Origin of the sequence: Ruminococcus sp. RTP21198st1_G1_RTP21198_201120, from assembly GCF_040924265.1 — a bacterium.
Lineage (GTDB): Bacteria > Bacillota > Clostridia > Oscillospirales > Ruminococcaceae > Hominimerdicola > Hominimerdicola aceti.
Genome location: NZ_JBCOMH010000009.1, coordinates 36242 through 58382, shown reverse-complemented (window position 1 = coordinate 58382; position 22141 = coordinate 36242). Strand labels below are relative to the sequence as shown.

Here is a 22141-nt window from a genome sequence, read left to right as displayed (position 1 = left end):
CCGTGGCTGGAGACTTTTCCCCACCGTGTGCAACGTCAACTACGAGGCGTAACTCAGTTTGGTAGAGTGCTTGGTTTGGGACCAAGATGCCGCAGGTTCAAGTCCTGTCGCCTCGACCACTTTATTAAAAAAATGAAAACAAAATAAAAAATGCTTGACAAGTGCTTGGAGATATGATATAATAGATATCGTCAGTTCGACAGATCAAGCAATACAAGCTGGTGTAGCTCAGTTGGTAGAGCAGCTGATTTGTAATCAGCAGGTCGGGGGTTCGAGTCCGTCCACCAGCTCCATTATTTTGTTTTCATTCATATGGGAGAATTCCCGAGTGGCCAAAGGGGGCAGACTGTAAATCTGTTGCTTCTAGCTTCGGTGGTTCGAATCCACCTTCTCCCACCAAAAAGCTCGCAGACTTCTGCGGGCTTTTTTGATGTTTAGAAAACGAAAAAAAGGGAGTCGAACCCTACACAACAAAAAATATCGAACATAACGGCAGACTTTGAGCGGATTCCGCTCTGAGCCTGCCGATTTGTTCTGAAAAAATATTCACAAAGTTTTAAAGGCTGTTTTGTCTATTGTCACGAATTTAAGTGACGATGATAGAACAGCCTTTTTTCATTTGTAGAAAAAGGAGGGATGTGTAATGTATTACGATCAAAAGAAAATTGAATGGCTGAAAGAACGGTATCCCGAAGGAACTCGCATCTGCCTTGACCAAATGAACGATGACCCGTTCCCTGTTGAGTCGGGGACGTTTGGCAAGGTCGATCACGTTGATGACATCGGCACTTTGCATTGTATCTTTGACAACGGGAGAACGCTCGGAGTGATCCCAGGCGTGGACGATTTTCACGTTATCAGAGAAGAATTGGAACAAATTGAGGAAGAAGAAATGAATATGTCAATGTAACGGTCAGTGGGTTTGATCGGTGAGCCTTTTGAGATCAAAACGACTTCGAAGTTCGATAAGGCTACGCTTACATATGTGATCGATAAGTCTAAGCTTGGTGATACTGAGTTTGACAACCTACTGTTTTTATGGTATGATGAAGAAAATGACAATTTTGTTGAGCTGGATACCATTCTTGACGAGGAGAATTCAACTGTAAGTGTGGAGACTACACACTTCAGTAAGTATATGATTGTTGACGGAAAAGAATGGTATAGAGCATGGCAAGATATTTACACTAAAATAAACGAATCAAAAGGCCAGCATATTCCAAATGCATTGTTTGGCGGTGATTCGGGAGCGCAACAGTATAACCTTTTGGGTCAAGAGAAAGCTGAATGGTTTTACAATAAAAGAAAAATATAAGGAGATGTTTTTTTTGAAAGTATCCATTATGAATAACATTCTCACATATAACGATAAGTCGGTAACTATGAAAAGAAAAATAATAGATTATATCGTTATGTCAGAGTATCTGATTATACTTGAGGACTTCACAGGCGACGACTATAACTTAGTTTATTGCTTTGATAATGAACTTCACAAGTTGTGGAAAATCAAAAAGCCTGACAGCAAATTTATTGGTCAAAAACAGCTTCCGTATGTGGGCATCACAATAACCAAAGGGTTGACAGTCGTTGATACTTTAGGAAGATACTTGATAATAGATATGGATACAGGGAAAATCACAGATATGTTTTGCAATAGATTTTAACCAGCACCCAGTACAATGAAATAGAGCATATCAATAATCAATTTCGGGTATTGCTGTCCGCAATGTAAGATTGATCCAAACCACGAAGGCTCAGACAGTAAGAATCATTTTAAATATACAAGAACTATTTCAACAGTTATTTGGATAAGAGATGGAAATATGTTGTATTATAACAAAACTTAGTAACAAACGGTGGTGCAGATTATATTGATACATCAACAAATAAAAAATATGATATAAAAAGCTTTCGCTCATATCCAAATGGTCAAACCGCTCCAAGAAAAGGCGCATTTAAATTACAAAACGCAACGGCGGATGTTACAAAAGAAATCAAGAAAGGTTATTATGTAATAATAGATACTGTTGGTTTAACAAATGAGCATTTGTTTGAACTTAAAGCTGCATTGGAAGAAATGGGATATTCTGAGTATATCTTGTGGTACTATTAATGGAGATGCTATATGTTTAGGAATTACGAAAATAAATCATTTTCTTATCTTAGTGAACCTCATTACGAATCTATTTATGTTGCAGATTGTAATTTTTTTAAAGTAAATCATAGCAATTTTGAACTATATGATTCAATGATTTTCGAAAGCCAATTGGATTATTGTACTTTTTCAACTGCTCGTATTGGTAAAAATAAATTTGGGTATTCATCATTATCTAATTGCAGTATTTGCCATACTAATTTTATAAGAAATGAGTTTAATGATATTAATCTTAGTTCTATCTCCTTTTTTGATTCATTAATATGTGGAAACAATTTTGAAAAATGCAAATTTGAATCTGTTATGTTTGAAAATGTTAATTTCGAGAATAGTTATTTTTCGGATTGTTTATTTCACGATATTACAATAAATAACTGTAAGGGATTAAAAAACGCATTTTTTGAGAACATTAATTTTGGAACAATCGAAACACCCGTAATATTATCGGATGAAAAAGCTCTTCAATATCTACTTAACTATAATATTTAGCTATTGCTATTATTTTTGCCGTACAGACTAAAATCTGTACGGCAAAAATAAAAAGGAGAACTTACATGAAATTGCAAATTATACCTGGGGAAAGTGTTGGCAAATATAAGTTGGGAATGACATATCATAAGTTGATAAAAACTATTCAATTAGAAAATATTGCGTATAAGAAGATAGTATTACCAACTTGTATCAAAATTGTAACAAAGAATATGATGTTCTTACTGGTTAATAATGTTATTATGCAGATTACAGTATATGGGGATTTCAAAGGAACATTTAATGATACCATAGGTATAGGTTCTTCCTTGGCTGATGTTAAAGAATACATCGGTGACATCAAAACCGGTGAATATGATATTGTGCCGACTTATGAATTACGAGATATATCGGGTATATGCTTTGAATTAAAAGATGAAGATAACTGTGATGAATATAAAGTACCTATAGATGCAATCAGTATTTATTATCCGTAGGGGTTTAACTTGAGATTATGTTGTAAACACATAGGCATGCGCGTATATCAGCCAGAACCAAATGATTTGAAATATGATGTGCGGAGATGTGAAAAATGTGGCAGTGTATATTTGTTCAAAAACAATAAAGATAAGATTCTATTTATTTGATTGCTATAAGTGGAGTAATGATTCTTCGGAAGGTGATTTGTATAATTTACATTACTATGGTCTAGCACATTCCTTTAAAGATTACGGGTGTTATGAAACAACTGTGACCTGGAAACAGGGATCGAGATATCCTAATAAACTGACCGAGAATGAATTAATGACTACATACTTTAATGGTATAGTAGATTCTAATTTAGCAAACGCATATATAGAAGGATACAATTATTATAACAAAATTAGCGCTATTATGTAAAATAAGTTACTAAGAGGTCGTTCTTATGAAAAAATATAATGTGCTCACTAAGATAAATACATTTTTACTGATTTTCATTCTATTGTTGCTATTTGTAAACAGGTATTACGAGCTATTCAGCGACCATATCAGCGTATTGCTTTTATGCACTTATCTGTCGTACCTTGTGATAGCATTGACGATCGTAAAGCTAATAAAATACCAAAAAGGTGCCCTGTCAAAGATCGAAATATTCGGCTTATTGATAATTGCGGTAATAATCAGTTTTGTTGGTAGAGATATGTTTTCTGACTGGAAAAATCATATCATATATTCATCTGATGATATATCAGTAATTGCCCGTGTGAACAGAACAATGTTCGGAAACAGGTGTGATATATGTATTTGCAGGAACGGAGCAGTAATGAAAAAAGTTGATGAGCCATTGGCTTTGCAAAGTGACTATGATCCGATTGAAAAACACTATTATGAAGTCCTAGAAGATGAACAAGAGCTGACTATTAGAGTTAAATGTTCCGAAGATAGTAGTAGATATGAAGAAGTGACAATAGAGATTTAATAGAAGTTTGTTACTTATATCAAATATGGAAGATTATCTTTACACTCGTACAAATTGATGACAATATCTCAAACTTAATAATGTTCCTAAAGACAGCCGTACTCATAAAGTGGAAGTCAAGGGCGGGGATTTTTTAGTCAAGCACACCAAATCTGGTGGGCTTCGCTCGCAGGGGATCGTCACGATGCTGTCACCTCCCTACCATAGTCCTATGCTGTCAAACAAATGACGCTGTGAGATGTTTTCGGCAACTCTTATCATTACTTTATCATAGTCTGACATAAAGCTGTCCACAACTTCTATGATGGTGAAGCCGCTGTTGTTCAGGGCTTCTGTGAGCTTTTGTTTATCCTTGGTATAGGCTATATAGGCAGTTTGCAAGGACCTGTTATTTTGCACTGTGATAAGCTGTGAATATGGTATCTTGCTGTTTTGCAACTGCTTTTCTATTGCTTCACTCTCGCCCGAAAAGACTTTGAGGGGCTTCCCTTTTGCGGCTGTGATAAGATAGCCTTGGCAGGTGAACTTTTTCTGAGCAGACTTTATGTGAGATATCACAAAGCTTGCGTCTGTGCGGTACGAGCATTCAAATATCTGCACGGTTTTGTTGTACCATTCTTCGTTGTTCTTTTCAACTGATTTTGATGTTACCATGGTATCGCCCCTTTCACTGATATTATAATATCACAACCTATGTGTGCAATTTAGGACATAGGAAACGGTATTATCATATTGAGGTGAATAATATGATATACAAGGGAATATTCTGGCTTATCGAGGGTGAATTATATACAAAGAAGTTAGAGTGCGACAAATCGGGAAATGTTATTGGTGACGGCAGTGGACTTAACTCAAAGTCGGGGGATAATTTCAATCACAGGCTGACTTGGGAGGGACTGCCGAAAAACGTAACACATGGGAAAGAGTACAATTATTATCCTCGGGGCAGAGTGGAGATAAAGGGCGGCAAGGCTGTGATATATCTTAATCCTGCGCTGAACAGTGAGGAGATGTTGGCGGAGCTTACAAGGCTGTTCGGGCTTGATGAGCTTGATTTTGTGAGGGTCAAAAATGACGGAAGCAGGCACTACAGAGCGTATGCTCCATAGTGCCTGCGCTTTATTTTATCTCATAGATATCGTCATAGAGAAATCTCACGTTGCCCACAGTACGATCTAAATGGAAATGTCCGCAGAGCCACATTTCATAGACAAGCTTATTTCTTATTTTGGAAAGAAACTTTTCGTTATCATAATGCCGTTTGAAGCACTTGGCGGTGTTCAGGTCAGGGATATAGCGGTCTGTTGGTCTATACTCATAGGGGCAGGTATGGGTCACAACATAGTCCACTTTCCAGCCATACTGCTCGAGATTGAATTTTGCTTTATCTTTGACCACTTTTTGAGGCTTATCGGGAATAAACTCTATGCCAAAGATATCTGACCGCCACTGTTTATTCTGCATACAAGCTCCGCCTATGGTGAGGATAGCTTTATCCTCGATAACAAATATCTCGCCGTCATTGGCATAGAGGATATTGGGATAGGCTTCTTCATAATCACCTTTGCCACAGTTCCATATTTTCTGTTTATAGCTGTTATCGTGTATCTTGCCATTTGTTATATGAAGATGCCAACGCTCTGATTCTGTATAGGTAATAGAATTCAGTGCGTCAAATTCTCCTCGGACGCAGAGAAAATTTGTGGGGATAGCCGCAAGCTGTTTTTTAAGGCTTGTGGCAAACATTTCATATGTGCTTGATAGTCCGGTATCTCCGAGGAGGATAACTGTATCGCTTTTACTAAGCTTCTTATCCTCATGGAGCTTTTTTATTTTTGAAAGATCTCCGTGGAGGTCGCCAACTACATATATCATCTTTTACGCTCCTCACATAGTCTAAGTCTGGTGATAAGGTTCATTGGAAGTTCTTTAAGGCCGGGGGCGTATTTTCTCATAAAGAAAGCGTCCTCTATATTATAGGCTACATCGTCCTGATCGCAATCGAACTCCTCATCGTCACAGTAAATACAGTACATATCCACATCGGGCAGGTATGTTTCTATGAACGAAAAGAGTATGCCCTCTCGGTGGGAAAGAATATATTCAAGCTCCTTTCGGGTGTTTCCGCCAATGGTGAAATGGTGATAAGATTCGCCTACATGGTCGCCTGCGGGGTCGCTTGAAACATATATATCCTTATAAAAAACTGCTATATGCCAATATCTGTTCATTTCATCATCATTTTTTCTGTCGGGGTTGCCTTCCTCATACCTTACAGCTCTGTTATAAAGCTCTTCTATTTCTTCAAGCATTTCTTCGGTGGTGAAATATTTTATTTTTGCAGGGTTGTTGCCTCCCTCAGGAAAACACTTGCCTATATCAAGCTTGCCCTCCTTATAGCTTTTGATATGATAACCCTTTGGTATCTTCCAATCCTCGTGGCCTTTGAATATTATTTCGGTCACTTCTCCTGTTTTGCCTGTATTAAGTCCTCTGCCCCAGCCATTTTCAAGGGTCTTTATGGTGGTAGGGAGAACGAGCTTTTTAAGGCTTTTGCAGTTGTCAAAGGCATTCCACTCTATTTTCTCAACACCCTCGCTTATCTCGATATTTTTTAAATTGATGCAGTTGTCAAATGTATAGCTTGTGATCTCTTTGATACAAGGGGGAACTGTTATGCTTTCAAGGCTTGGGCAATCGTCAAACCACGCATCCATTTTGGATATTTTGTCGCTGTTTATTGTGACTTTTTCAAGAAATTCATTACGGGCAAATGCAAAACGGTCGATACTCTCAACGTTTGGTGGGATAACTATTTCTGAGATATTAGTGCTTGAGAAGCTATCCTCGCCGATAGCTTGAAGAGAATTTGGTAATATCACCTCGTCAACAGGCATATGCTCAAAAGCACTATCGCATATAAACGTAACGCCCTCGGGTATTCTGGCAATAAAATCTTCATATGGGTCTTTTCGGTTAAGGATATAATCTGCGTAAAGCTCTTTGGCGTTATATCCAGTAAAAACATATCTTTCGCCGCCATACTGCTCATTGGCACTTATTACGCCATACTCTGCGAAGTGTTGTGCTGTTGGCTTCGTGGCAAAGGCAGAAAGGTCTATAGGCTCGTGGGAGTAGCAGCAGTCGATCTTTATATCAGGGTTTGAGAGTATAGTCAAGTCAAGGTGTTCGTCTTCATAAAAGCTCTCTGAACGTGCAAAAGCGTCTCTGCCGATATATTTTACGCTCCTCGGTATTTCGATACTGTATGTGCTGTTAATGTCAGTAAGACTTATGCAGTTATAGAAAGCACGATCACCTATATATTCTATAAGGTCATACTCAAACTCGACATTGTGGAGGGATACACAATCCTCAAAGGCACTGTTGCCTATATATCTGACCTGTTCAGGAAAACGCACCTCTCTCAGTCTGCAGTTTTTAAAGGCGTTATCCTCGATAACTTCAAGGGACTTAGGGAATATCACAGTGTCGATATCCATATTTTCGAAAGCGCCCTTTTCTATCCTTGTGAAGCCCTCCGGTATAGCAAGTCCAAGAGAACTCGAGCCAAAGGGAGTCTTTATTTCATAAGCTACCATTCTTTTTGCCATATCCTGTGTAAAAACTTTTGTCATAAATATTATCCTTTCTTTATCTGTTAAATCCTATATGCTTTGGCTCTTCTTCGAGGGTATCGTCCTCGGTGAGGTCAAAGTCACGGGCTTTTAGGGTCACGATATCGTCCATTGTCATGGTGCTGAAATTCTGTCTTGTGAGCCTGAGTGCCTGACCGAACAGTGCTCCCTCTATAAGATTTCTTGCAAATCTGCCGTTGCCGAAATTCGGCTTCTTGCAGACCCTTTCAAGAAAAGGCAGGAGGGTTTCGTCAACGTCGTCGGCAAGCTTATGTTCATTGTTTTTAGCCATAAGATGGACGATACTAAGAAGCTCCTCGGCGGTATAATCCTCAAAATTGACGTGGAACGCAATTCTTGATCTCAGACCAGGGTTGCGGTCGAGGAAGTCGTTCATTTCCTTTGGATAGCCTGCGAAAATGACTACCATATCGTCACGGTTGTTCTCCATTTCCTGCACGATAGTGTTTATGGCTTCGTCGCCATAAGAGCCTGAGCGGTCATCGCAGAGGGAATAGGCTTCGTCGATAAAAAGCACTGAGCCTTTAGCTTTCTTGAACATATTCTTCACCTGAACAGCTGTCCAGCCAACATATTTTCCAACAAGGTCGGAACGTCCGCACTCGATAAGGTCGCCTTTGGAAAGCACGCCGTTTTCTTTGAGTATTCTTGCAAACAGCCTTGCAACTGTGGTCTTTGCTGTGCCGGGGTTGCCTGTGAACACCATATGCATGGCTGTTCGGCTTTCTTTCATGCCCTTATCGGCAAAAATTTTCTGCGCCTTTGAATATGTTATCGCCTTTTCGATAACGCTCTTGGCGGAATCAAGTCCGATAAGCTCCTGAAGCTCGCTGTAGGCAGAGCCTTTTATCTCCTTGGCTTCTTCCCTGTCATAAAGCTTTTTGAAGTTTGAATACTGGGGATAGATTTTTGTTTTCAGGACATTTGAATACCAAGTATCGTACATACCCATAAGCTCGCTTGCTCTATATGGGGTATCCTTTGCGCACAGGGAAAGGAGGTCTTTATCGCAGGAGGTATTCTCTTCTCTGCAAAGCTTTCTGAGATATTTATGTGCATCTTCGTTTTCTACAGTATCGTCCGCAAGCTTCACGAATGTGATAGCGCCGAGCTTTTCTTCCACAGCGTCAGGGAGAGAAGGTCCGTCATTTGAAAAGGTAAAAATAAACTGTATCTCGTTTTTGTAGGCATTGATGAGGTCAAATATAATATCGGGGATAGTTTCATCGGCTGTACAATTATCGCTGTTGGTACACTTTAAACCACAACAATTCATTATGATAGTAGAGCCGCTGCAAACACGGAACAGTTCACGGATATCTGAGCTTCGGGCTGATAAATTATAAAGGTCGAGGACGGTATATCTTGCACAGCCTAGTCTGTTATTTGAATACAGGGAGCTTACAAGGGTATCGGCAAGCCTATGGGCATTATCGCTTTGGATCAAATAATGTACCGGTATGCCTTTTGTCACACCGACGCTGTTCTTTCTGAATATTCTTTTAAGCTCAGGCTCAAAGGTATCTGAGCAGAGATATTTTTTTGCTACGGCCAGTGCATCTTTTTTATCAATGGACTTTGTGATATTTTCGTTTATGTACGATCTTCTATAGTTACTGAACAGGTCGTCCAGTTCATAATCATTCAGCAGGTCTTCATCGAACTTGAAATTATCATGATAGCCGTTGGGGATCATTCTTTTGAACGTTTCCACTGTTATTTCCTCGAAGCTTATATCCACGCACTCAAGCTTTATAAAGGAGAAAAAGTTCTTTACATAGGCTTTCACGTCGGCTTCAATGTCTGTCATCATTACCCCTATGGTCGCCTGATCTTTTACGGCGCTTGATATAAAGGCACAGCTTCTGTTGGGCATGATGCGTGCCATTTCATTGAACTCGTTTATAAGCTGGTTTTTCTCATCAAAGAATATATCGTACTCTTCTTCATTATCCCTTGTTCTTCTGATAATAGACTCTTCAAGTATACATCTTGCTCTGTAACAACGCATAAAAATCCGCCTCCGTGGTCTTTTCTCATTCTTGTTTTTCGTCTGTATCTGCATTATAGCACCTGGAATGTTCAAAAATGTGGACATAGCGGAAGTTTTTAATATCCGAAATTTTACCCATGGTGGGTGGTATGATAAGAGCAACACAAAAAGAAAGGACTTGATACAATGGATAAGAGCAAGATATACACCGCAGAAATGGCGGCGAGGAAAATATGCTGACAGCGGATTTCGGGCACAGGCTGCCTATTAGGGTGCTAAAGCAGGTGATGTATCCTTTTATGATACAAAAACTTGGCGGCACACAATTGACAAAATAAAGCAAAAGTGATATATTGAAAGAAAGATATCACAGAACAGGAGGGCAAAAATGTCATATACAAAAACAGATATGCTTTCGCACAAGATCATTGAGATACTCAAAGAACACAGTGACGAAAAGCACCCCCTTACTCAGCAGCAGATCTGCGGTTATCTTGAGGAAAAGCTTGGCATAAAGCCTAACCGCAAGACGGTGGCTCAGCATTTGAAGAGCATAATAGGCAATGAAAGCTGCAATGTTTTCATCGCAGACAATGACAACGATGATGATGATAAAAGCGATAAAAAATACATCACAGATATTTACTACGCCTCTGACATCACCGCTGAGGAATATGAGTTTCTGGCAGACAGCATCATATACTCGCCAATGCTCCCTGCGGACTATGTGAGGGATCTGATAAAAAAGATAAACATCTTATCTACGGGTAACACAAAGAGCAAGGAAGCCAATCTCAGAGAGACCTTTCACTATGGCAACAAGAGCATTTTCTTGGTGATAGAAAATATCAAAGAGGCTATGAACACCAACAGGAAGCTTGATGTTACCATAAGCGATTATGACAAGAACGGCAAGCTTCTCACTAAGAGCGACCCACAGAGCGGTATAAAGCTTCAACGTGTTATGCTCAGCCCTTATGGCATCGTTATGGTAGACGGCTTTTACTATCTCCTTGCAAGTGATGTTCGTTACAATGATCTTCGTCATTTCAGGATAGACAAGATCCTAAAGGCGAGTATCTGCGAAGAGGACGGCTCTATGAGAGATGTAAAGACGCTTAGCAATGTTCCGAGGGATCTGAAGCCTGTGCAATACAAAAATCTTAACAGGTATATGCTTGACGGAACTGTGGAGCGTGTACATATCAACATAAAAAAGAAAGACATAAGTCTTGTGCTTGATACATTCGGGAATGAGTTCACCTGCAATAAGGTCATAGGTAATGACGATATCTATGACGTGACGTTCAGGGCAAATATCCAGACGGCTGTACGCTGGGCGATAGCTAACAGAAAAGCTGTGAAGCTGACCTCGCCAAAGAGGGCTGTGGATATTGTAAAAGAAGAGATCTCGGCATTGTCTGAGATGTATGGAAATCAAGAGAGGTGACTAAAATGAATGTAAATACAGTTAATTTCGGAGATATCATAAAAGAGATAAGTCATGGACTTATGGCGGAGAGTTATATTTCGGACAATGAGTTTACTAAGCCATGCGAATATCTAAGGCTTGTGGACATTGACGACGGCGTTATTGCGGAAAACTGCATTGAGATAGTTTATGACAGCAAGCGTTTTGAGAAATATGCCATAAAGGACGGAGATGTGATACTTTCTACCACGGACAAGAATTTCAAGGTGGTATGTGCAGGCGATATGGGGGACAGGAAGCTTCTTGTTTCACCCACGCTGATAAGGATAGGACTTGACAAGGAGAAGGCTGACCCTTACTATATTGCGGCTTATCTTTCATCGGCAGAGGGAAAGGCTATGCTTGACGGCTGTCGCAGCGGAAAGGTAGTAAGGATATTGCACACAAAGGGGTTGAAAGAGTGTGAGATACCTTTGCCGACTTTGGAGGAGCAGAGAGAGATCGGTGAAAAATACCGACATCGTCTTCATGAGATAAGACGGCTTAAAGCTGATATAGAGGGGCTTTATGAGGATATAGAGATGATGAGATAGAAACATAAGCGCATAACGTTGCAGTGTGTACGTTATGCGCTTTTTCATGTCCAATTTTATACCCACTGATATTTGTATAATGTGATAAGAATAAAAGGAAAGGTCTGATCACATTGAAAAGCAGAGAGTGGGAATACATATTCACAAAGAATGGAACGATAAAGCTTATGAAATATCATGGTGCGGAGACTGACGTTTCACTGCCTGCGTTCATCAACGGCACGGCGGTGACGGATATAAGCGTAAACACATTCGGTGACAGGAAGCTGAGGAGCCTGTATATTTCGGAAAACATTCAGTTTATAGAAAAGGGCTTTTTCAAATACAACTATATTTCAAAAGAAATAACGACTTCAGCGAAAAGTGACAGATATTATTCTACTGACGGAGTTCTTTACAACAGAGAACGCACTGTTCTTATAAGCTGTCCTAAAGAACGGGAGCAGGTCGAGATACTACCCATAACGCTGAAGATAGCCGACTATGCTTTTTACAAATGCCGTAGGCTAGAAAATGTTTTTATGCCAAGATGCCTGTGCGAGATAGGAGAATACGCATTTTATGAGAATGTGTCATTAATATCGGTAACGCTCCCTTGGGGCTTGACTTTTATGGGAGAGGGGTGTTTTTGCGGCTGTGAGAAGCTTGAAAGTATCGTTCTGCCTGCAAATGTGGAAGTGATAAATGACTATACTTTTGAAAACTGCGAAAGCCTTGCGAGCGTTAAATTGCCAGAAAGGCTAAAGGTCATTGGAAGTCATGCTTTTCATCAGTGTAAATGTCTTACGGATATGATCTTGCCACCTAGTCTTAGAGAAATAAGGGACTGTGCTTTTTACGATTGTCACAAGTTGAAAGAGATAGCTGTTCCAAACGAATGTATAAAGATAAGCGCAAATGCGTTTTTCTTCTGTGCAGAGCTGACAGTGTATTATCCTGAGAAAAGCAATTATTACATCATTGAAGCTGCAAGAGTGAGCTGTTCAAAAGAAAAATGCAGAAAGCTTTATCCAAAAAGAAAGTTCACCAAAAAGGAAGAAAAAGAAGCTTTCGTAAACGTTGACCCTAACCCTAGCTTTCAGCTTGCATACGATGTCAGCGACCAATACATCTACATTACGGACGTTTACGATAGTGACAGATCAGCAAAAAAACGCATAAGAAAAGAGCTGTTTGGCAAAAGTGTGTTTATCAGCACAGAAGATATGGAAGAATAGGACAGCAATAGTTTATCTCCACTTGAAAATTTCATAAATACGCTATATAATAAGGATATATCTGAAAAGGGGTGGAGATATGACCTTACAGCAGCTTAAATATGTGGTGGCTACGGCGGAGAAAGGTACTGTCAGCGAGGCGGCGCAGTCGCTTTTTATTTCTCAGCCTAGTCTTACTAACGCTATCCGTGAGCTTGAAAAGGAAATGAATATCACTATATTCATACGCACAAACAAGGGCATAACGGTATCAAAAGAGGGTGAAGTCTTTTTGGGCTATGCAAGGCAGGTGCTTGAACAGGCGAGTTTGCTTGAAGAAAAATACTGCGGAAAACAACACGGCAAAAGGCAGTTTTGCATATCCACTCAGCATTACTCCTTTGCGGTGAACGCTTTTGTTGACCTTATAAAAGAGTTTGGCGGAGATGAATATGATTTCAGCATTCGTGAGACGCAGACCCACGAGATAATCGAGGACGTGGCAAGAATGAAAAGCGAGCTTGGCATACTCTATCTCAACGATTTCAACGAGCCTGTGCTTTCAAAGGAGATAAAGTCCAAAGAGCTTAAATTCACGGAGCTATTTTCTGCAAAGCCACACGTTTTTGTAGGCTCTGCAAATCCTCTTGCGCAGAAAAAGTCTGTGACCCTTGACGACCTGCTCCCCTACCCTTATTTATCCTTTGAGCAGGGGGAATACAACTCTTTCTACTACTCGGAGGAGATACTCAGCACCATAAAGCGACCAAAGAATATCCGTGTCCGTGACCGTGCGACCCTTTTTAATCTTCTTATCGGTCTTAATGGCTACACCATTTGCAGCGGTGTTATTGACGAAAAGCTCAACGGCAGTGATATCGTGGCTGTTCCCCTTGAAGCGGAGGGGTCGATGCGCATTGGCATAGTTACTCACAAAAAGGTACTTTCTAATCCACTGACGGAATTTTATATCAATGCACTGAAAAAATATATAGGCGAGGAAACAAGGTTGACAACATGAGAAATATGTGATATTATAAAAACATACAAAGCCTATAGGAATTATGTATAAAGGAGAATTTTCATGACAGAGCTTATAAAGCTTGAACAGAATATAACTGATACTATAAAAGAGTCGCAGATAAAGCTTGGGTTTACCCCTAATGCGGTGACGCTTTTTTATCCTCTTGACTCCCTCAACGCCATAACAGGGGGCGAGCTTACGGCTGAGGAAATGATAAAAGCCATAGACGAATACAAAAGCGAGATACTTTCATGCAAGGCTTCACTTGCTCAGGACGGCAGGATAGCTGTTACGGTATCAGAGGAGAGCGTGAGGGCTATCCACGAAAAGGTGGAGGCAAGCCCGTTCCTTGTGGAGTTTATCGGAGCGGTAAAAGAGGGGTGCTCTCTTGAAAGAGCGGCTGAGATATTCAGAAAATACAATGACAAGGCGGTAATAACTGCTGCACCTGATGATGAATTTGACCTGCTTGCATACTTTCCAGACGGAGAACCTGACGGCTGCCGATACTGTTTGCAGGACGATCTGGGCGGCATAACATATCACAGATTCACCAAGCTTGACTATGACGCACTTTATCCCGAAAAGTCAGGAGATAACACAGAAAAATGAAAAATTTCACCTGCATAAGCGTAAATCACAAGCTTTGCGGACAAGCCTTTCGCAGCCTTTTCACATTTGACAGTGCTCAGTGTGAAAAGCTGCTTTTTGACGTAAAGGACCTTTCACCTGTGCTTATTTGCACCTGCAACAGGACGGAGCTTTACTTTTGCGGAACACCTGAGGAGGGCATAAGGCTTCTTTGCGAACAAAGCGGAGTGGAGATCGCAAAGCTCAAACGCAAGGTCATGATATTCACAGACAAGACGGCGGTAAAAAGGCTTTACAGCGTATCGTGCGGTATAGAATCAGCGGTCATAGGTGAGGACGAGATACTTGGACAGGTTCGCCGTGCATATGATCTTTCAAGGGAGCGCATTGGGCTTTCCTCTGAGGTGAACATGATATTTCAAGGGGCTATCGCTTGTGCGAAGAAAATAAAGACGGAGACGGAGCTTTCAAAGACTTCCGTTTCCACGGCTACTCTTGCGGCTAAGGAAGCGGCACATTATAAGGATAATGTCAGGGTGATGCTTTTGGGAGCGAGCGGTGAGATAGGCTCGCTGGTCTTGAAAAATCTTCTTTCATACAAGAACGTAACTGTGCTTGCGACGGCACGTTCTCACAGAAATGCGCTGGAATATATTTCAGACGATCCAAAGCTTGAGCTTATACCATACGAAAAGAGATATGAGCGCATTGGCGAATGTGACTGCATAATTTCGGCGACTTCAAGCCCACACTACACTGTTACGGCGGATATGCTCAGTGATAATGAAAACAAGCTTTTTATAGACCTTGCAGTGCCGAGAGATATTGACCCTGCCGTAGAAAAGCTTGCAGGGGCCAGGCTTATAGACATGGACTTTTTCACGGAGCTTGCCAAAGAAAACAATCTCAAAAAGCTTGACAGCGTGGAGAGGTCAAAGCTTATCATTGACGAGGAAACTGACGAGCTTGAAAAACAGCTTATGTTCCATGATTTTCTTCCGCAGTTTGAGAGCCTTGACAGAAGACTTTGCGAGGTTTCGGCGAAAGATCTTTTTTTCAGGCTAAAGTCGGAGCTTGATTCACAGACTTTTGGCAAGGTTATAGAAGTAATAAAAGAATACGGAGAATGACAATGCCATACTTTCCTTTTTTTGCGAATATTGAGAATATGCCATGCCTTGTGGTGGGTGGCGGACAGGTAGCTTTGAGAAAGCTCGAAAAGCTTCTTGACTTTTCGCCTATAATAAAGGTGGTGGCATTAAAAGCTTGCGGTGAGATAAGAGAACTTGCAGACAGGGGCATGATAACACTGTTTGAGCGTGCTTTTAAGGACAGCGACATAGACGGCAGTACATTTGTGATAACTGCCACAGGGGACAGCGGTGTAAACAGGCACATTTCTCAACTTTGCAGGCAAAGGCACATTCCATGCAACGCAGTTGATGACCCTGAGAGCTGTACGTTCTTCTTCCCTGCCATTGTTACAGAGGGGGACGTGTGCATTGGCATTTCAACAGGCGGAAAAAGCCCTACCCTTGCTTCTCACCTGAGAAAGACGATCCAATCGCAGACAGGGGGCAGGCTTGGGGATATATGCAATGTCATGGGAAAAGCCCGTGACTATGCACTTGAAAATATATCCACGGAGCAGGCTAGGAAAAAGGCTATGGCAGAGGCATTGAAAATATGCCTTGAAAGTGACGTGCTTCCAACAGAGGAACAGCTTATAGAGATGATAAAGGAGCAAAAATGAAACTGAGAGCAGGCACAAGAAAAAGTCCACTTGCAATGGCGCAGACTTATATGGTACTTGACATGATAAAGGCGGCATTTCCTGAATGTGATACTGAGATAGTCACCTTCACCACAAAGGGCGACAGACAGCTTGACCGACCTCTTGACAAGATAGGCGGCAAGGGTGTGTTCGTCACGGAAATAGAACAGGCTCTGCAAAGCGGAGAGATAGACTTTGCAGTACACAGTGCAAAGGACTTGCCTGTTACGCTGGGCGAGGGTCTGGAGATATCAGGAGTTTGCCCTCGTGGGAACTATCGTGATATGCTTGTGACCAAAAAAGGCGTTGTATTTAACGATTGTGATGTTTTCACTGTTGGCACAGGAAGTCAGCGTAGACGCGGGGGCTTTGCAAGGCTTTATCCTAACGCAAAGTTTGCTGATATAAGAGGCAATGTTGGTACACGGCTCAAAAAGCTTTCCGATGGGCTTTATGACGGCATAATACTTTGTGCGGCAGGAACGGAGCGTTTGGGACTTTCCCTTTCGGAATACGAGGTAAAAGAGTTTGAGCCTTGGGAGCTTTTGCCTGCACCTTGTCAGGCTATAATTGCAGTGGAATGTGCAAAGGAGAGCAAGGCGGCTGAGATAATTTCGCAGGTATCACACAAGGAAACTATGCTCAGGTTTGAAACCGAGCGTGAGGTGATAAGACTTCTGGGTGCGGACTGCACTGTGCCTGTGGGGGCATACAGCGAGATAAATGGGGAAAAGATATCTCTCACTGTTTCAGACGGCAAGGGGCATTTTGCTCAGGGCGAAAAAGAGATAGAAAAAAGATTTGAACTTGTTAAGGAGCTGACTGATAAGCTATGAGCGGCAGAGTTATAGTTGCAGGGGCAGGCTGTGGAGATTATGACCTTATCACAATGAGAGGTTATGAGGCTCTGAAAAGCTGTAACGTGGTGATATATGACAGCCTTATAGACAGCCGTTTGCTTGACTTTTGCAAGGACGGTGCGGAGAAAATATGCGTTGGAAAGCGTGCAGGCAGACACAGTTCCACGCAGGAGGAGATAAACACGCTTCTTGTGGAAAAAGCCGCAGAGGGCGGTGTTGTTCTCAGGCTAAAAGGCGGCGACCCTTTTGTGTTCGGCAGAGGGGGCGAGGAGATAACTGCACTCAAAGCCGCAGGCATACCATACAGCCTTATACCGGGGGTGACTTCCTCGTTGGCAGTGCCTGAGCTTGCAGGTATACCGGTGAGCCACAGGGGACTTTCAAGGAGCTTTCATGTTATAACAGGTCACACTGCGAACGACCTGCTCCCTGAGCATTTTGAAAGCTATGCAAAATGCGGTGGAACGCTTATTTTTCTTATGGGGCTTAGAAATCTCCCTGAGATAGCAGGCAGGCTCATTGAAAACGGCATGGACGAAAATACTCCTGCGGCGGTGATATCAAAAGGGGCTACCCCTGAGCAGAGGGCTGTAAAGGGCTGTCTTGGCGACATTGCCGAAAAGGTGAAGAAAGAGGATCTGCCTGCGCCTGCGGTGATAATAGTTGGAGAAACCGCCGGGCTTGATCTTTCGCCTACCTACCTGCCTCCATTGTATGGAGTTTCTGTGGCTGTCACTGCCACAAAGGGGCTTTCAAGGCGGCTTATAAAGTCGCTCAATGCCCTTGGGGCTTATGCTCACCGCTGCGGCGGATTTGAGCTTAGGGAGCTTCACGATGAGGTCACGGAAAAAGCTTTCCAACGGCTTGCAGAGGGCTTTTACAGCCATGTTGCTCTTACAAGTCCAAATGGTGCGGAGATATTTTTGAAAAGGCTCAGAGAAAGCCGTATTGACATAAGAAAGCTAAACGGAGTGAAGATAGCTGTCATAGGCAAAGGCACTGGGGCGAAGCTTGAAAAGGCTGGGCTTTATGCAGACATAATGCCTGAAAAATTCAACAGCGTGGCTCTTGGAAATACGCTCTCGGGCACTCTTACCTGTGAGGACAGGCTTCTTATAGTACGCTCCTCGGAGGGGTCAGCGGAGCTTGTTAAGCCATTGGCTGAAAAAGGGCTGAACTTTGATGATGTTCATATTTACGAGCCTGTTTACAGCACAGGCGAGAAGATAGATGATGACTACGCTGTGTTTGCCAGTGCAGGCGGAGTGAGGAGCTTTTTCCGTGGTGGAGGAAGCTTATCAGAGAATACAAAGTGTATCGCCATAGGCGAAGTGACGGCGGCAGAGCTTGAAAAATACGGTATAAATGGCCCTCTGCTTCCAACAGAAAGCACGGCAGAGGGAATAATACAAAAGATACTTTCAGATAAGTGAGAGGAAGATAAAAATGCGAAGATTCAGAAGATTAAGGGCAAACCCAGCAATGAGAAGAATGGTTTGCGAAACAAGATTAAATGCGGCAGACTTTATCTACCCGATTTTTGTGGCAGAGGGCAATGACATCATGAAGCCTGTTGACTCTATGCCAACAGTTTATCAGTATTCTATCGACAATCTGGAGCAGATATTGCCGCAGATAGCAGACAGCGGGATATCAGGCTTGCTTATTTTTGGCATACCAGAGAAAAAGGACGAGCTTGCAACGGAGGCTTACAATGACAAGGGTGTTACACAGCAGGCAATAAGATACATCAAAGAACATTATCCTGACCTACTTATTATTGCGGACGTTTGTCTTTGCGAATATACGAGCCACGGACACTGCGGAGTTGTAAAGGGCGACAAGATACTCAATGACAGCACTTTGCCGCTTCTGTGCAAAATGGCGGTGAGCCTTGCAAAGGCCGGCGCTGATATTATCGCACCATCCGACATGATGGACGGCAGAGTTGCGGCAATAAGGGCGGCGCTTGACGAGAATGCTCTTACTGATATCCCTATAATGTCATACAGTGCAAAATTTGCTTCGGGATATTATTCTCCGTTCCGTGACGCCGCAGAATCTGCACCATGCTTTGGCGACAGAAAGTCATATCAGATGGATCCTTGCAACGGACGTGAGGCTCTCCGTGAGATAGAGGACGATATCGAGGAGGGTGCTGACATGGTAATGGTGAAGCCTGCACTTTGTTATCTTGATATCCTGAGAGCCGCCAGGGACAGATATGATCTGCCTATTGCGGCATACAACGTAAGCGGTGAGTTCTCTATGGTAAAAGCGGCGGCACAGCTTGGCTGGATAGACGAGAAGCGTATCGTTCTTGAAAATCTCACTGCTATAAAGCGTGCAGGTGCGGACATTATCATAACATACCATGCTCTTGACGCCACAAAATGGATAAAGGAGAACAACTGACATGAAAACTGCTAAGTCTGAACAGCTTTACAAAACTGCCTGCGGTTTTATGCCCGGTGGAGTGAACAGCCCTGTCAGAGCCTGCAAGGCGGTGGGCACTGTTCCGCTTTTTATCGACCATGCGAAAGGGTCAAGGATATGGGACGAGGACGGAAACGAGTTCATCGACTATGTATGCTCATGGGGACCGAACATTCTCGGTCACTGCTGTGAGCCTGTGATAAATGCTGTGAAAGCCGCCTGCGACAAGGGGCTTACCTTCGGTGCTTGCCACAAGGGCGAGATAACCTTGGCGGAGCTTATTAAAAAGCACTTTCCGTCTATGGAAATGCTCAGGCTCGTAAACTCAGGCACTGAGGCTGTCATGAGCGCAATAAGAGCCGCAAGAGGATATACTGGCAGGGACAAGATAATAAAATTCGAGGGCTGTTATCATGGTCACTCGGACGGACTGCTTGTAAAGGCAGGCTCTGGACTTATGACGCAGGCTATCCCATCGGGTGCAGGAGTGACTGAGGGCTGCACAAAGGACACGCTTCTTGCAAAATACAATGACACTGCTTCTGTGGAAAAGCTTTTTGAGGAATACGGCAGCGAAATAGCCGCACTTATCGTTGAACCATGCGCGGCGAACATGGGCGTTGTTCCGCCTGAGAAGGGTTTTCTTGAATTTCTCAGAGAGATAACGAAAAAGCACGGCACTGTGCTTATATTTGACGAAGTGATAACAGGCTTCAGGCTTTCAGAGGGAGGAGCTTCAAAATATTTCGGAGTTACCCCTGACATGACAACTTTGGGCAAGATAGTGGGCGGAGGAATGCCCCTTGCCTGCTATGGGGGAAAGCTTGAGATAATGCAGTGCGTTGCACCACTAGGCTCGGTATATCAGGCAGGCACGCTGTCGGGAAACCCATGCGCAGTGGCGGCAGGAATAGAAACTATCAGGCAGATAGAAAGCATACCAAACTTCTATGAGGAGCTTGACAAAAAGTCGGCTATGATAGAGAATGCCATAAGGGAAAAGGGTCTGAACGTGAATCGCTGTGGCTCGCTTATGACGGTATTTTTCAATGACGAGAGAGTGAAAAGCTATGATGAGGCAAGGGCTTGCGACACGGAAAGCTACGGCAGATACTACCGCCATATGCTTCAAAGCGGCATTTACACTGCACCGTCGCAATTCGAGGCAATGTTCGTTTCCTATGCTCACAGTGACGAGGATATAACAAAGACTATAGATGCTATAAAAGCTTACAGATAACAAAAACGGAGCTGTTCAAATAAACCGAACAGCTCCGTTTTTTATATTCAATATATGTAGGGGCGAACAGTGTTCGCCCGCTTTGTTTGCCTGACAAACTCACGATATCCGCACAATATTTGGCTCAATATTCCGAAGAAGTGGCTTATCAACATAAATTTGCGATAAAATCATGCGGGCGAACGCTGTTCGCCCCTACAATGTGCCAACGTGTTATGCAGAATATTTTTTATATCAGCAAATTCTAGGGAGAAGCTCTCCGCCCGGCTGTGGAAGAAGGGTCTGTGAGCCTATCTCTGTTTTCATTACAACTCTGCCTGCGTTATCCTCTGTGACCTCGCCTATGACAGCGGCGTTCTCTGAGTTTTTGCACTTTCTAAGGGCAGAAACGATATCCTCCGCTTTGTCCTTTGGTGCGAATATAACAAGTCTGCCCTCGCAGGCAAGATACAATGGTTCTAAGCCCAGCATACCGCACACGCCTTTCACCTCGTCTGCCACCGGTATTTTCTCAGCGTCAAGGGTTATTCCCACACCGCTTTGACCTGCTATCTCGTAAAGAACAGTGCCTACACCGCCTCTTGTTGCGTCACGGATAACGTGGATATCGTTTGTAACGTCGAACATTGCTTTTACGTTTGCCCAGAGGGGTGCACAATCGCTTGTTACGTCTGCCTCTATGCCGAACTCGTCACGAGCTAAAAGTATGGTACAGCCGTGTCTGCCGATATCACCTGACACTATAACGGCGTCGCCTGCTTTGGCAAGCTTGCCTGAGGTGTTGGCGTTGTCCATTATCCTGCCTATGCCCGTAGTGGTAATGAAAACGCCGTCTACCTGACCTTTTCCTGCCACCTTTGTGTCACCTGCACATATCTCGACACCTGCTTCCCTAGCGGTCTTTGCCATGGCGGCGGCTATCTCCTCAAGCTTATCCATTGGAAAGCCCTCCTCGATAACGAAAGCACAGGAGAGATACAAAGGCTTTGCGCCCATGCAGGAAAGGTCGTTCACAGTGCCGCAAATACTTAGCTTGCCGATATTTCCCCCTGCGAATTCGTATGGAGAAACTATAAAGCCGTCTGTGGTGAATGCTATCTTGCCCTTTTCCATGGAAAGCACGGCGGCATCGTCGGCGGTCAGGTCAGGGTTAGCGAAATGCTCCTTAAAAACACGGTCGATAAGCTCGGAAGTCTGCTTTCCTCCTGCGCCGTGGGCAAGGGTAACAAATTTATCTGTCATAATTATTCCTCTTTTCGGA

23 protein-coding genes and 3 tRNA genes are annotated in these 22141 nt (G+C 42.8%); 21 read left to right on the top strand and 5 right to left on the bottom strand.

The annotated features are described in order from the left end of the window. The first annotated feature begins 42 nt into the window (after positions 1–42). From AB5627_RS07370 to AB5627_RS07330, 9 genes are all read left to right on the top strand, one after another. Positions 43–119: transfer RNA gene (locus AB5627_RS07370), tRNA-Pro, on the top strand. A gap of 98 nt (positions 120–217) precedes the next feature. Further along, a tRNA-Thr gene (locus AB5627_RS07365) sits at positions 218–293 on the top strand. A gap of 21 nt (positions 294–314) precedes the next feature. Then, a tRNA-Tyr gene (locus tag AB5627_RS07360) sits at positions 315–399 on the top strand. Between the two features lie 244 nt (positions 400–643). Next, entirely contained in the window at positions 644–910 is a 267-nt protein-coding gene (locus tag AB5627_RS07355; RefSeq protein WP_265291069.1) for a DUF4314 domain-containing protein, read from the top strand. Positions 911–922: 12 nt separating this feature from the next. Then, a complete protein-coding gene (locus AB5627_RS07350) occupies positions 923–1315 on the top strand; it encodes a hypothetical protein (RefSeq protein ID WP_265291068.1) in 393 nt (130 codons plus the stop codon). Positions 1316–1328: 13 nt separating this feature from the next. Continuing rightward, on the top strand, positions 1329–1664 hold the full coding sequence (locus AB5627_RS07345) for a hypothetical protein (protein ID WP_022287692.1): 336 nt from the start codon (positions 1329–1331) through the stop codon (positions 1662–1664). Positions 1665–2125: 461 nt separating this feature from the next. Continuing rightward, positions 2126–2644 (top strand): pentapeptide repeat-containing protein, encoded by a 519-nt coding sequence (locus AB5627_RS07340; protein WP_038670388.1) that lies wholly within the window; start codon positions 2126–2128, stop codon positions 2642–2644. Between the two features lie 65 nt (positions 2645–2709). Beyond that, positions 2710–3120, top strand: coding sequence for a hypothetical protein (locus tag AB5627_RS07335; protein ID WP_022287858.1), 411 nt, complete (start codon positions 2710–2712; stop codon positions 3118–3120). A gap of 428 nt (positions 3121–3548) precedes the next feature. Continuing rightward, the gene (locus tag AB5627_RS07330; protein WP_022287082.1) at positions 3549–4082 is read left to right on the top strand and encodes a hypothetical protein; all 534 of its coding nucleotides are present in this window, start codon (positions 3549–3551) and stop codon (positions 4080–4082) included. Between the two features lie 198 nt (positions 4083–4280). Here the strand turns inward: AB5627_RS07330 and AB5627_RS07325 are convergent, their stop codons facing one another. Then, positions 4281–4736, bottom strand: a complete 456-nt coding sequence (locus tag AB5627_RS07325) for a hypothetical protein (protein WP_022287083.1) — start codon at positions 4734–4736, stop codon at positions 4281–4283. Positions 4737–4828: 92 nt separating this feature from the next. On the opposite strand from AB5627_RS07325, the gene AB5627_RS07320 reads away from it, so the two are divergent. Further along, the gene (locus tag AB5627_RS07320; protein WP_022287084.1) at positions 4829–5191 is read left to right on the top strand and encodes a hypothetical protein; all 363 of its coding nucleotides are present in this window, start codon (positions 4829–4831) and stop codon (positions 5189–5191) included. Between the two features lie 10 nt (positions 5192–5201). Here the strand turns inward: AB5627_RS07320 and AB5627_RS07315 are convergent, their stop codons facing one another. From AB5627_RS07315 to AB5627_RS07305, 3 genes are read right to left on the bottom strand one after another with little or no spacing between them, the layout of a single operon-like run. Next, positions 5202–5957 (bottom strand): metallophosphoesterase, encoded by a 756-nt coding sequence (locus AB5627_RS07315; RefSeq protein ID WP_022287085.1) that lies wholly within the window; start codon positions 5955–5957, stop codon positions 5202–5204. Continuing rightward, complete coding sequence (locus tag AB5627_RS07310; protein WP_368369761.1) at positions 5954–7720, bottom strand: leucine-rich repeat domain-containing protein; 1767 nt, start codon at positions 7718–7720, stop codon at positions 5954–5956. Before AB5627_RS07310 ends, AB5627_RS07315 begins: the two co-directional genes overlap by 4 nt. A 16-nt stretch (positions 7721–7736) precedes the next feature. Then, positions 7737–9752, bottom strand: a complete 2016-nt coding sequence (locus AB5627_RS07305; protein ID WP_265290912.1) for an AAA family ATPase — start codon at positions 9750–9752, stop codon at positions 7737–7739. Between the two features lie 370 nt (positions 9753–10122). On the opposite strand from AB5627_RS07305, the gene AB5627_RS07300 reads away from it, so the two are divergent. From AB5627_RS07300 to hemL, 11 genes are all read left to right on the top strand, one after another. Then, the gene (locus AB5627_RS07300) at positions 10123–11184 is read left to right on the top strand and encodes a YafY family protein (protein ID WP_022287088.1); all 1062 of its coding nucleotides are present in this window, start codon (positions 10123–10125) and stop codon (positions 11182–11184) included. A 5-nt stretch (positions 11185–11189) separates the two neighbouring features. After that, positions 11190–11759, top strand: a complete 570-nt coding sequence (locus AB5627_RS07295) for a restriction endonuclease subunit S (protein WP_022287089.1) — start codon at positions 11190–11192, stop codon at positions 11757–11759. A gap of 113 nt (positions 11760–11872) precedes the next feature. Beyond that, positions 11873–12976 carry a leucine-rich repeat domain-containing protein gene (locus AB5627_RS07290; RefSeq protein WP_022287090.1) on the top strand — a complete coding sequence of 368 codons (1104 nt, stop codon included), beginning with the start codon at positions 11873–11875 and terminating at the stop codon, positions 12974–12976. A 79-nt stretch (positions 12977–13055) separates the two neighbouring features. Further along, on the top strand, positions 13056–13976 hold the full coding sequence (locus AB5627_RS07285; RefSeq protein ID WP_022287091.1) for a LysR family transcriptional regulator: 921 nt from the start codon (positions 13056–13058) through the stop codon (positions 13974–13976). Positions 13977–14039: 63 nt separating this feature from the next. Further along, positions 14040–14591 (top strand): DUF3877 family protein, encoded by a 552-nt coding sequence (locus tag AB5627_RS07280; protein ID WP_022287092.1) that lies wholly within the window; start codon positions 14040–14042, stop codon positions 14589–14591. After that, positions 14588–15700, top strand: coding sequence for a glutamyl-tRNA reductase (hemA, locus tag AB5627_RS07275; RefSeq protein ID WP_022287093.1), 1113 nt, complete (start codon positions 14588–14590; stop codon positions 15698–15700). The genes AB5627_RS07280 and hemA overlap by 4 nt, the downstream gene beginning before the upstream one ends. 2 nt (positions 15701–15702) lie before the next feature. Next, complete coding sequence (locus AB5627_RS07270) at positions 15703–16323, top strand: bifunctional precorrin-2 dehydrogenase/sirohydrochlorin ferrochelatase (protein WP_022287094.1); 621 nt, start codon at positions 15703–15705, stop codon at positions 16321–16323. Then, entirely contained in the window at positions 16320–17180 is an 861-nt protein-coding gene (gene hemC, locus AB5627_RS07265; protein ID WP_022287095.1) for a hydroxymethylbilane synthase, read from the top strand. The genes AB5627_RS07270 and hemC overlap by 4 nt, the downstream gene beginning before the upstream one ends. After that, positions 17177–18637, top strand: coding sequence for a uroporphyrinogen-III C-methyltransferase (gene cobA, locus AB5627_RS07260; RefSeq protein ID WP_265290915.1), 1461 nt, complete (start codon positions 17177–17179; stop codon positions 18635–18637). Before hemC ends, cobA begins: the two co-directional genes overlap by 4 nt. Positions 18638–18650: 13 nt before the next feature. Further along, the gene (gene hemB, locus AB5627_RS07255) at positions 18651–19619 is read left to right on the top strand and encodes a porphobilinogen synthase (protein ID WP_265290916.1); all 969 of its coding nucleotides are present in this window, start codon (positions 18651–18653) and stop codon (positions 19617–19619) included. Between the two features lies 1 nt (position 19620). Further along, the gene (gene hemL / locus AB5627_RS07250) at positions 19621–20880 is read left to right on the top strand and encodes a glutamate-1-semialdehyde 2,1-aminomutase (RefSeq protein ID WP_022287098.1); all 1260 of its coding nucleotides are present in this window, start codon (positions 19621–19623) and stop codon (positions 20878–20880) included. Positions 20881–21114: 234 nt separating this feature from the next. On the opposite strand, the gene hypE is transcribed toward hemL, so the two are convergent. Beyond that, complete coding sequence (gene hypE, locus AB5627_RS07245) at positions 21115–22122, bottom strand: hydrogenase expression/formation protein HypE (protein WP_022287099.1); 1008 nt, start codon at positions 22120–22122, stop codon at positions 21115–21117. Positions 22123–22141 lie beyond the last annotated feature (19 nt).

What these genes read in the sequence shown, in the direction of transcription:
- AB5627_RS07355 (WP_265291069.1), top strand. Translation starts at nt 644, where the DNA reads ATGTATTACGATCAAAAGAAAATTGAATGGCTGAAAGAACGGTATCCC.
- AB5627_RS07340 (WP_038670388.1), top strand. Translation starts at nt 2,126, where the DNA reads ATGTTTAGGAATTACGAAAATAAATCATTTTCTTATCTTAGTGAACCT.
- AB5627_RS07335 (WP_022287858.1), top strand. Translation starts at nt 2,710, where the DNA reads ATGAAATTGCAAATTATACCTGGGGAAAGTGTTGGCAAATATAAGTTG.
- AB5627_RS07330 (WP_022287082.1), top strand. Translation starts at nt 3,549, where the DNA reads ATGAAAAAATATAATGTGCTCACTAAGATAAATACATTTTTACTGATT.
- AB5627_RS07325 (WP_022287083.1), bottom strand. Translation starts at nt 4,736, where the DNA reads ATGGTAACATCAAAATCAGTTGAAAAGAACAACGAAGAATGGTACAAC.
- AB5627_RS07320 (WP_022287084.1), top strand. Translation starts at nt 4,829, where the DNA reads ATGATATACAAGGGAATATTCTGGCTTATCGAGGGTGAATTATATACA.
- AB5627_RS07315 (WP_022287085.1), bottom strand. Translation starts at nt 5,957, where the DNA reads ATGATATATGTAGTTGGCGACCTCCACGGAGATCTTTCAAAAATAAAA.
- AB5627_RS07310 (WP_368369761.1), bottom strand. Translation starts at nt 7,720, where the DNA reads ATGACAAAAGTTTTTACACAGGATATGGCAAAAAGAATGGTAGCTTAT.
- AB5627_RS07305 (WP_265290912.1), bottom strand. Translation starts at nt 9,752, where the DNA reads ATGCGTTGTTACAGAGCAAGATGTATACTTGAAGAGTCTATTATCAGA.
- AB5627_RS07300 (WP_022287088.1), top strand. Translation starts at nt 10,123, where the DNA reads ATGTCATATACAAAAACAGATATGCTTTCGCACAAGATCATTGAGATA.
- AB5627_RS07295 (WP_022287089.1), top strand. Translation starts at nt 11,190, where the DNA reads ATGAATGTAAATACAGTTAATTTCGGAGATATCATAAAAGAGATAAGT.
- AB5627_RS07285 (WP_022287091.1), top strand. Translation starts at nt 13,056, where the DNA reads ATGACCTTACAGCAGCTTAAATATGTGGTGGCTACGGCGGAGAAAGGT.
- AB5627_RS07280 (WP_022287092.1), top strand. Translation starts at nt 14,040, where the DNA reads ATGACAGAGCTTATAAAGCTTGAACAGAATATAACTGATACTATAAAA.
- hemA (WP_022287093.1), top strand. Translation starts at nt 14,588, where the DNA reads ATGAAAAATTTCACCTGCATAAGCGTAAATCACAAGCTTTGCGGACAA.
- AB5627_RS07270 (WP_022287094.1), top strand. Translation starts at nt 15,703, where the DNA reads ATGCCATACTTTCCTTTTTTTGCGAATATTGAGAATATGCCATGCCTT.
- hemC (WP_022287095.1), top strand. Translation starts at nt 16,320, where the DNA reads ATGAAACTGAGAGCAGGCACAAGAAAAAGTCCACTTGCAATGGCGCAG.
- cobA (WP_265290915.1), top strand. Translation starts at nt 17,177, where the DNA reads ATGAGCGGCAGAGTTATAGTTGCAGGGGCAGGCTGTGGAGATTATGAC.
- hemB (WP_265290916.1), top strand. Translation starts at nt 18,651, where the DNA reads ATGCGAAGATTCAGAAGATTAAGGGCAAACCCAGCAATGAGAAGAATG.
- hemL (WP_022287098.1), top strand. Translation starts at nt 19,621, where the DNA reads ATGAAAACTGCTAAGTCTGAACAGCTTTACAAAACTGCCTGCGGTTTT.
- hypE (WP_022287099.1), bottom strand. Translation starts at nt 22,122, where the DNA reads ATGACAGATAAATTTGTTACCCTTGCCCACGGCGCAGGAGGAAAGCAG.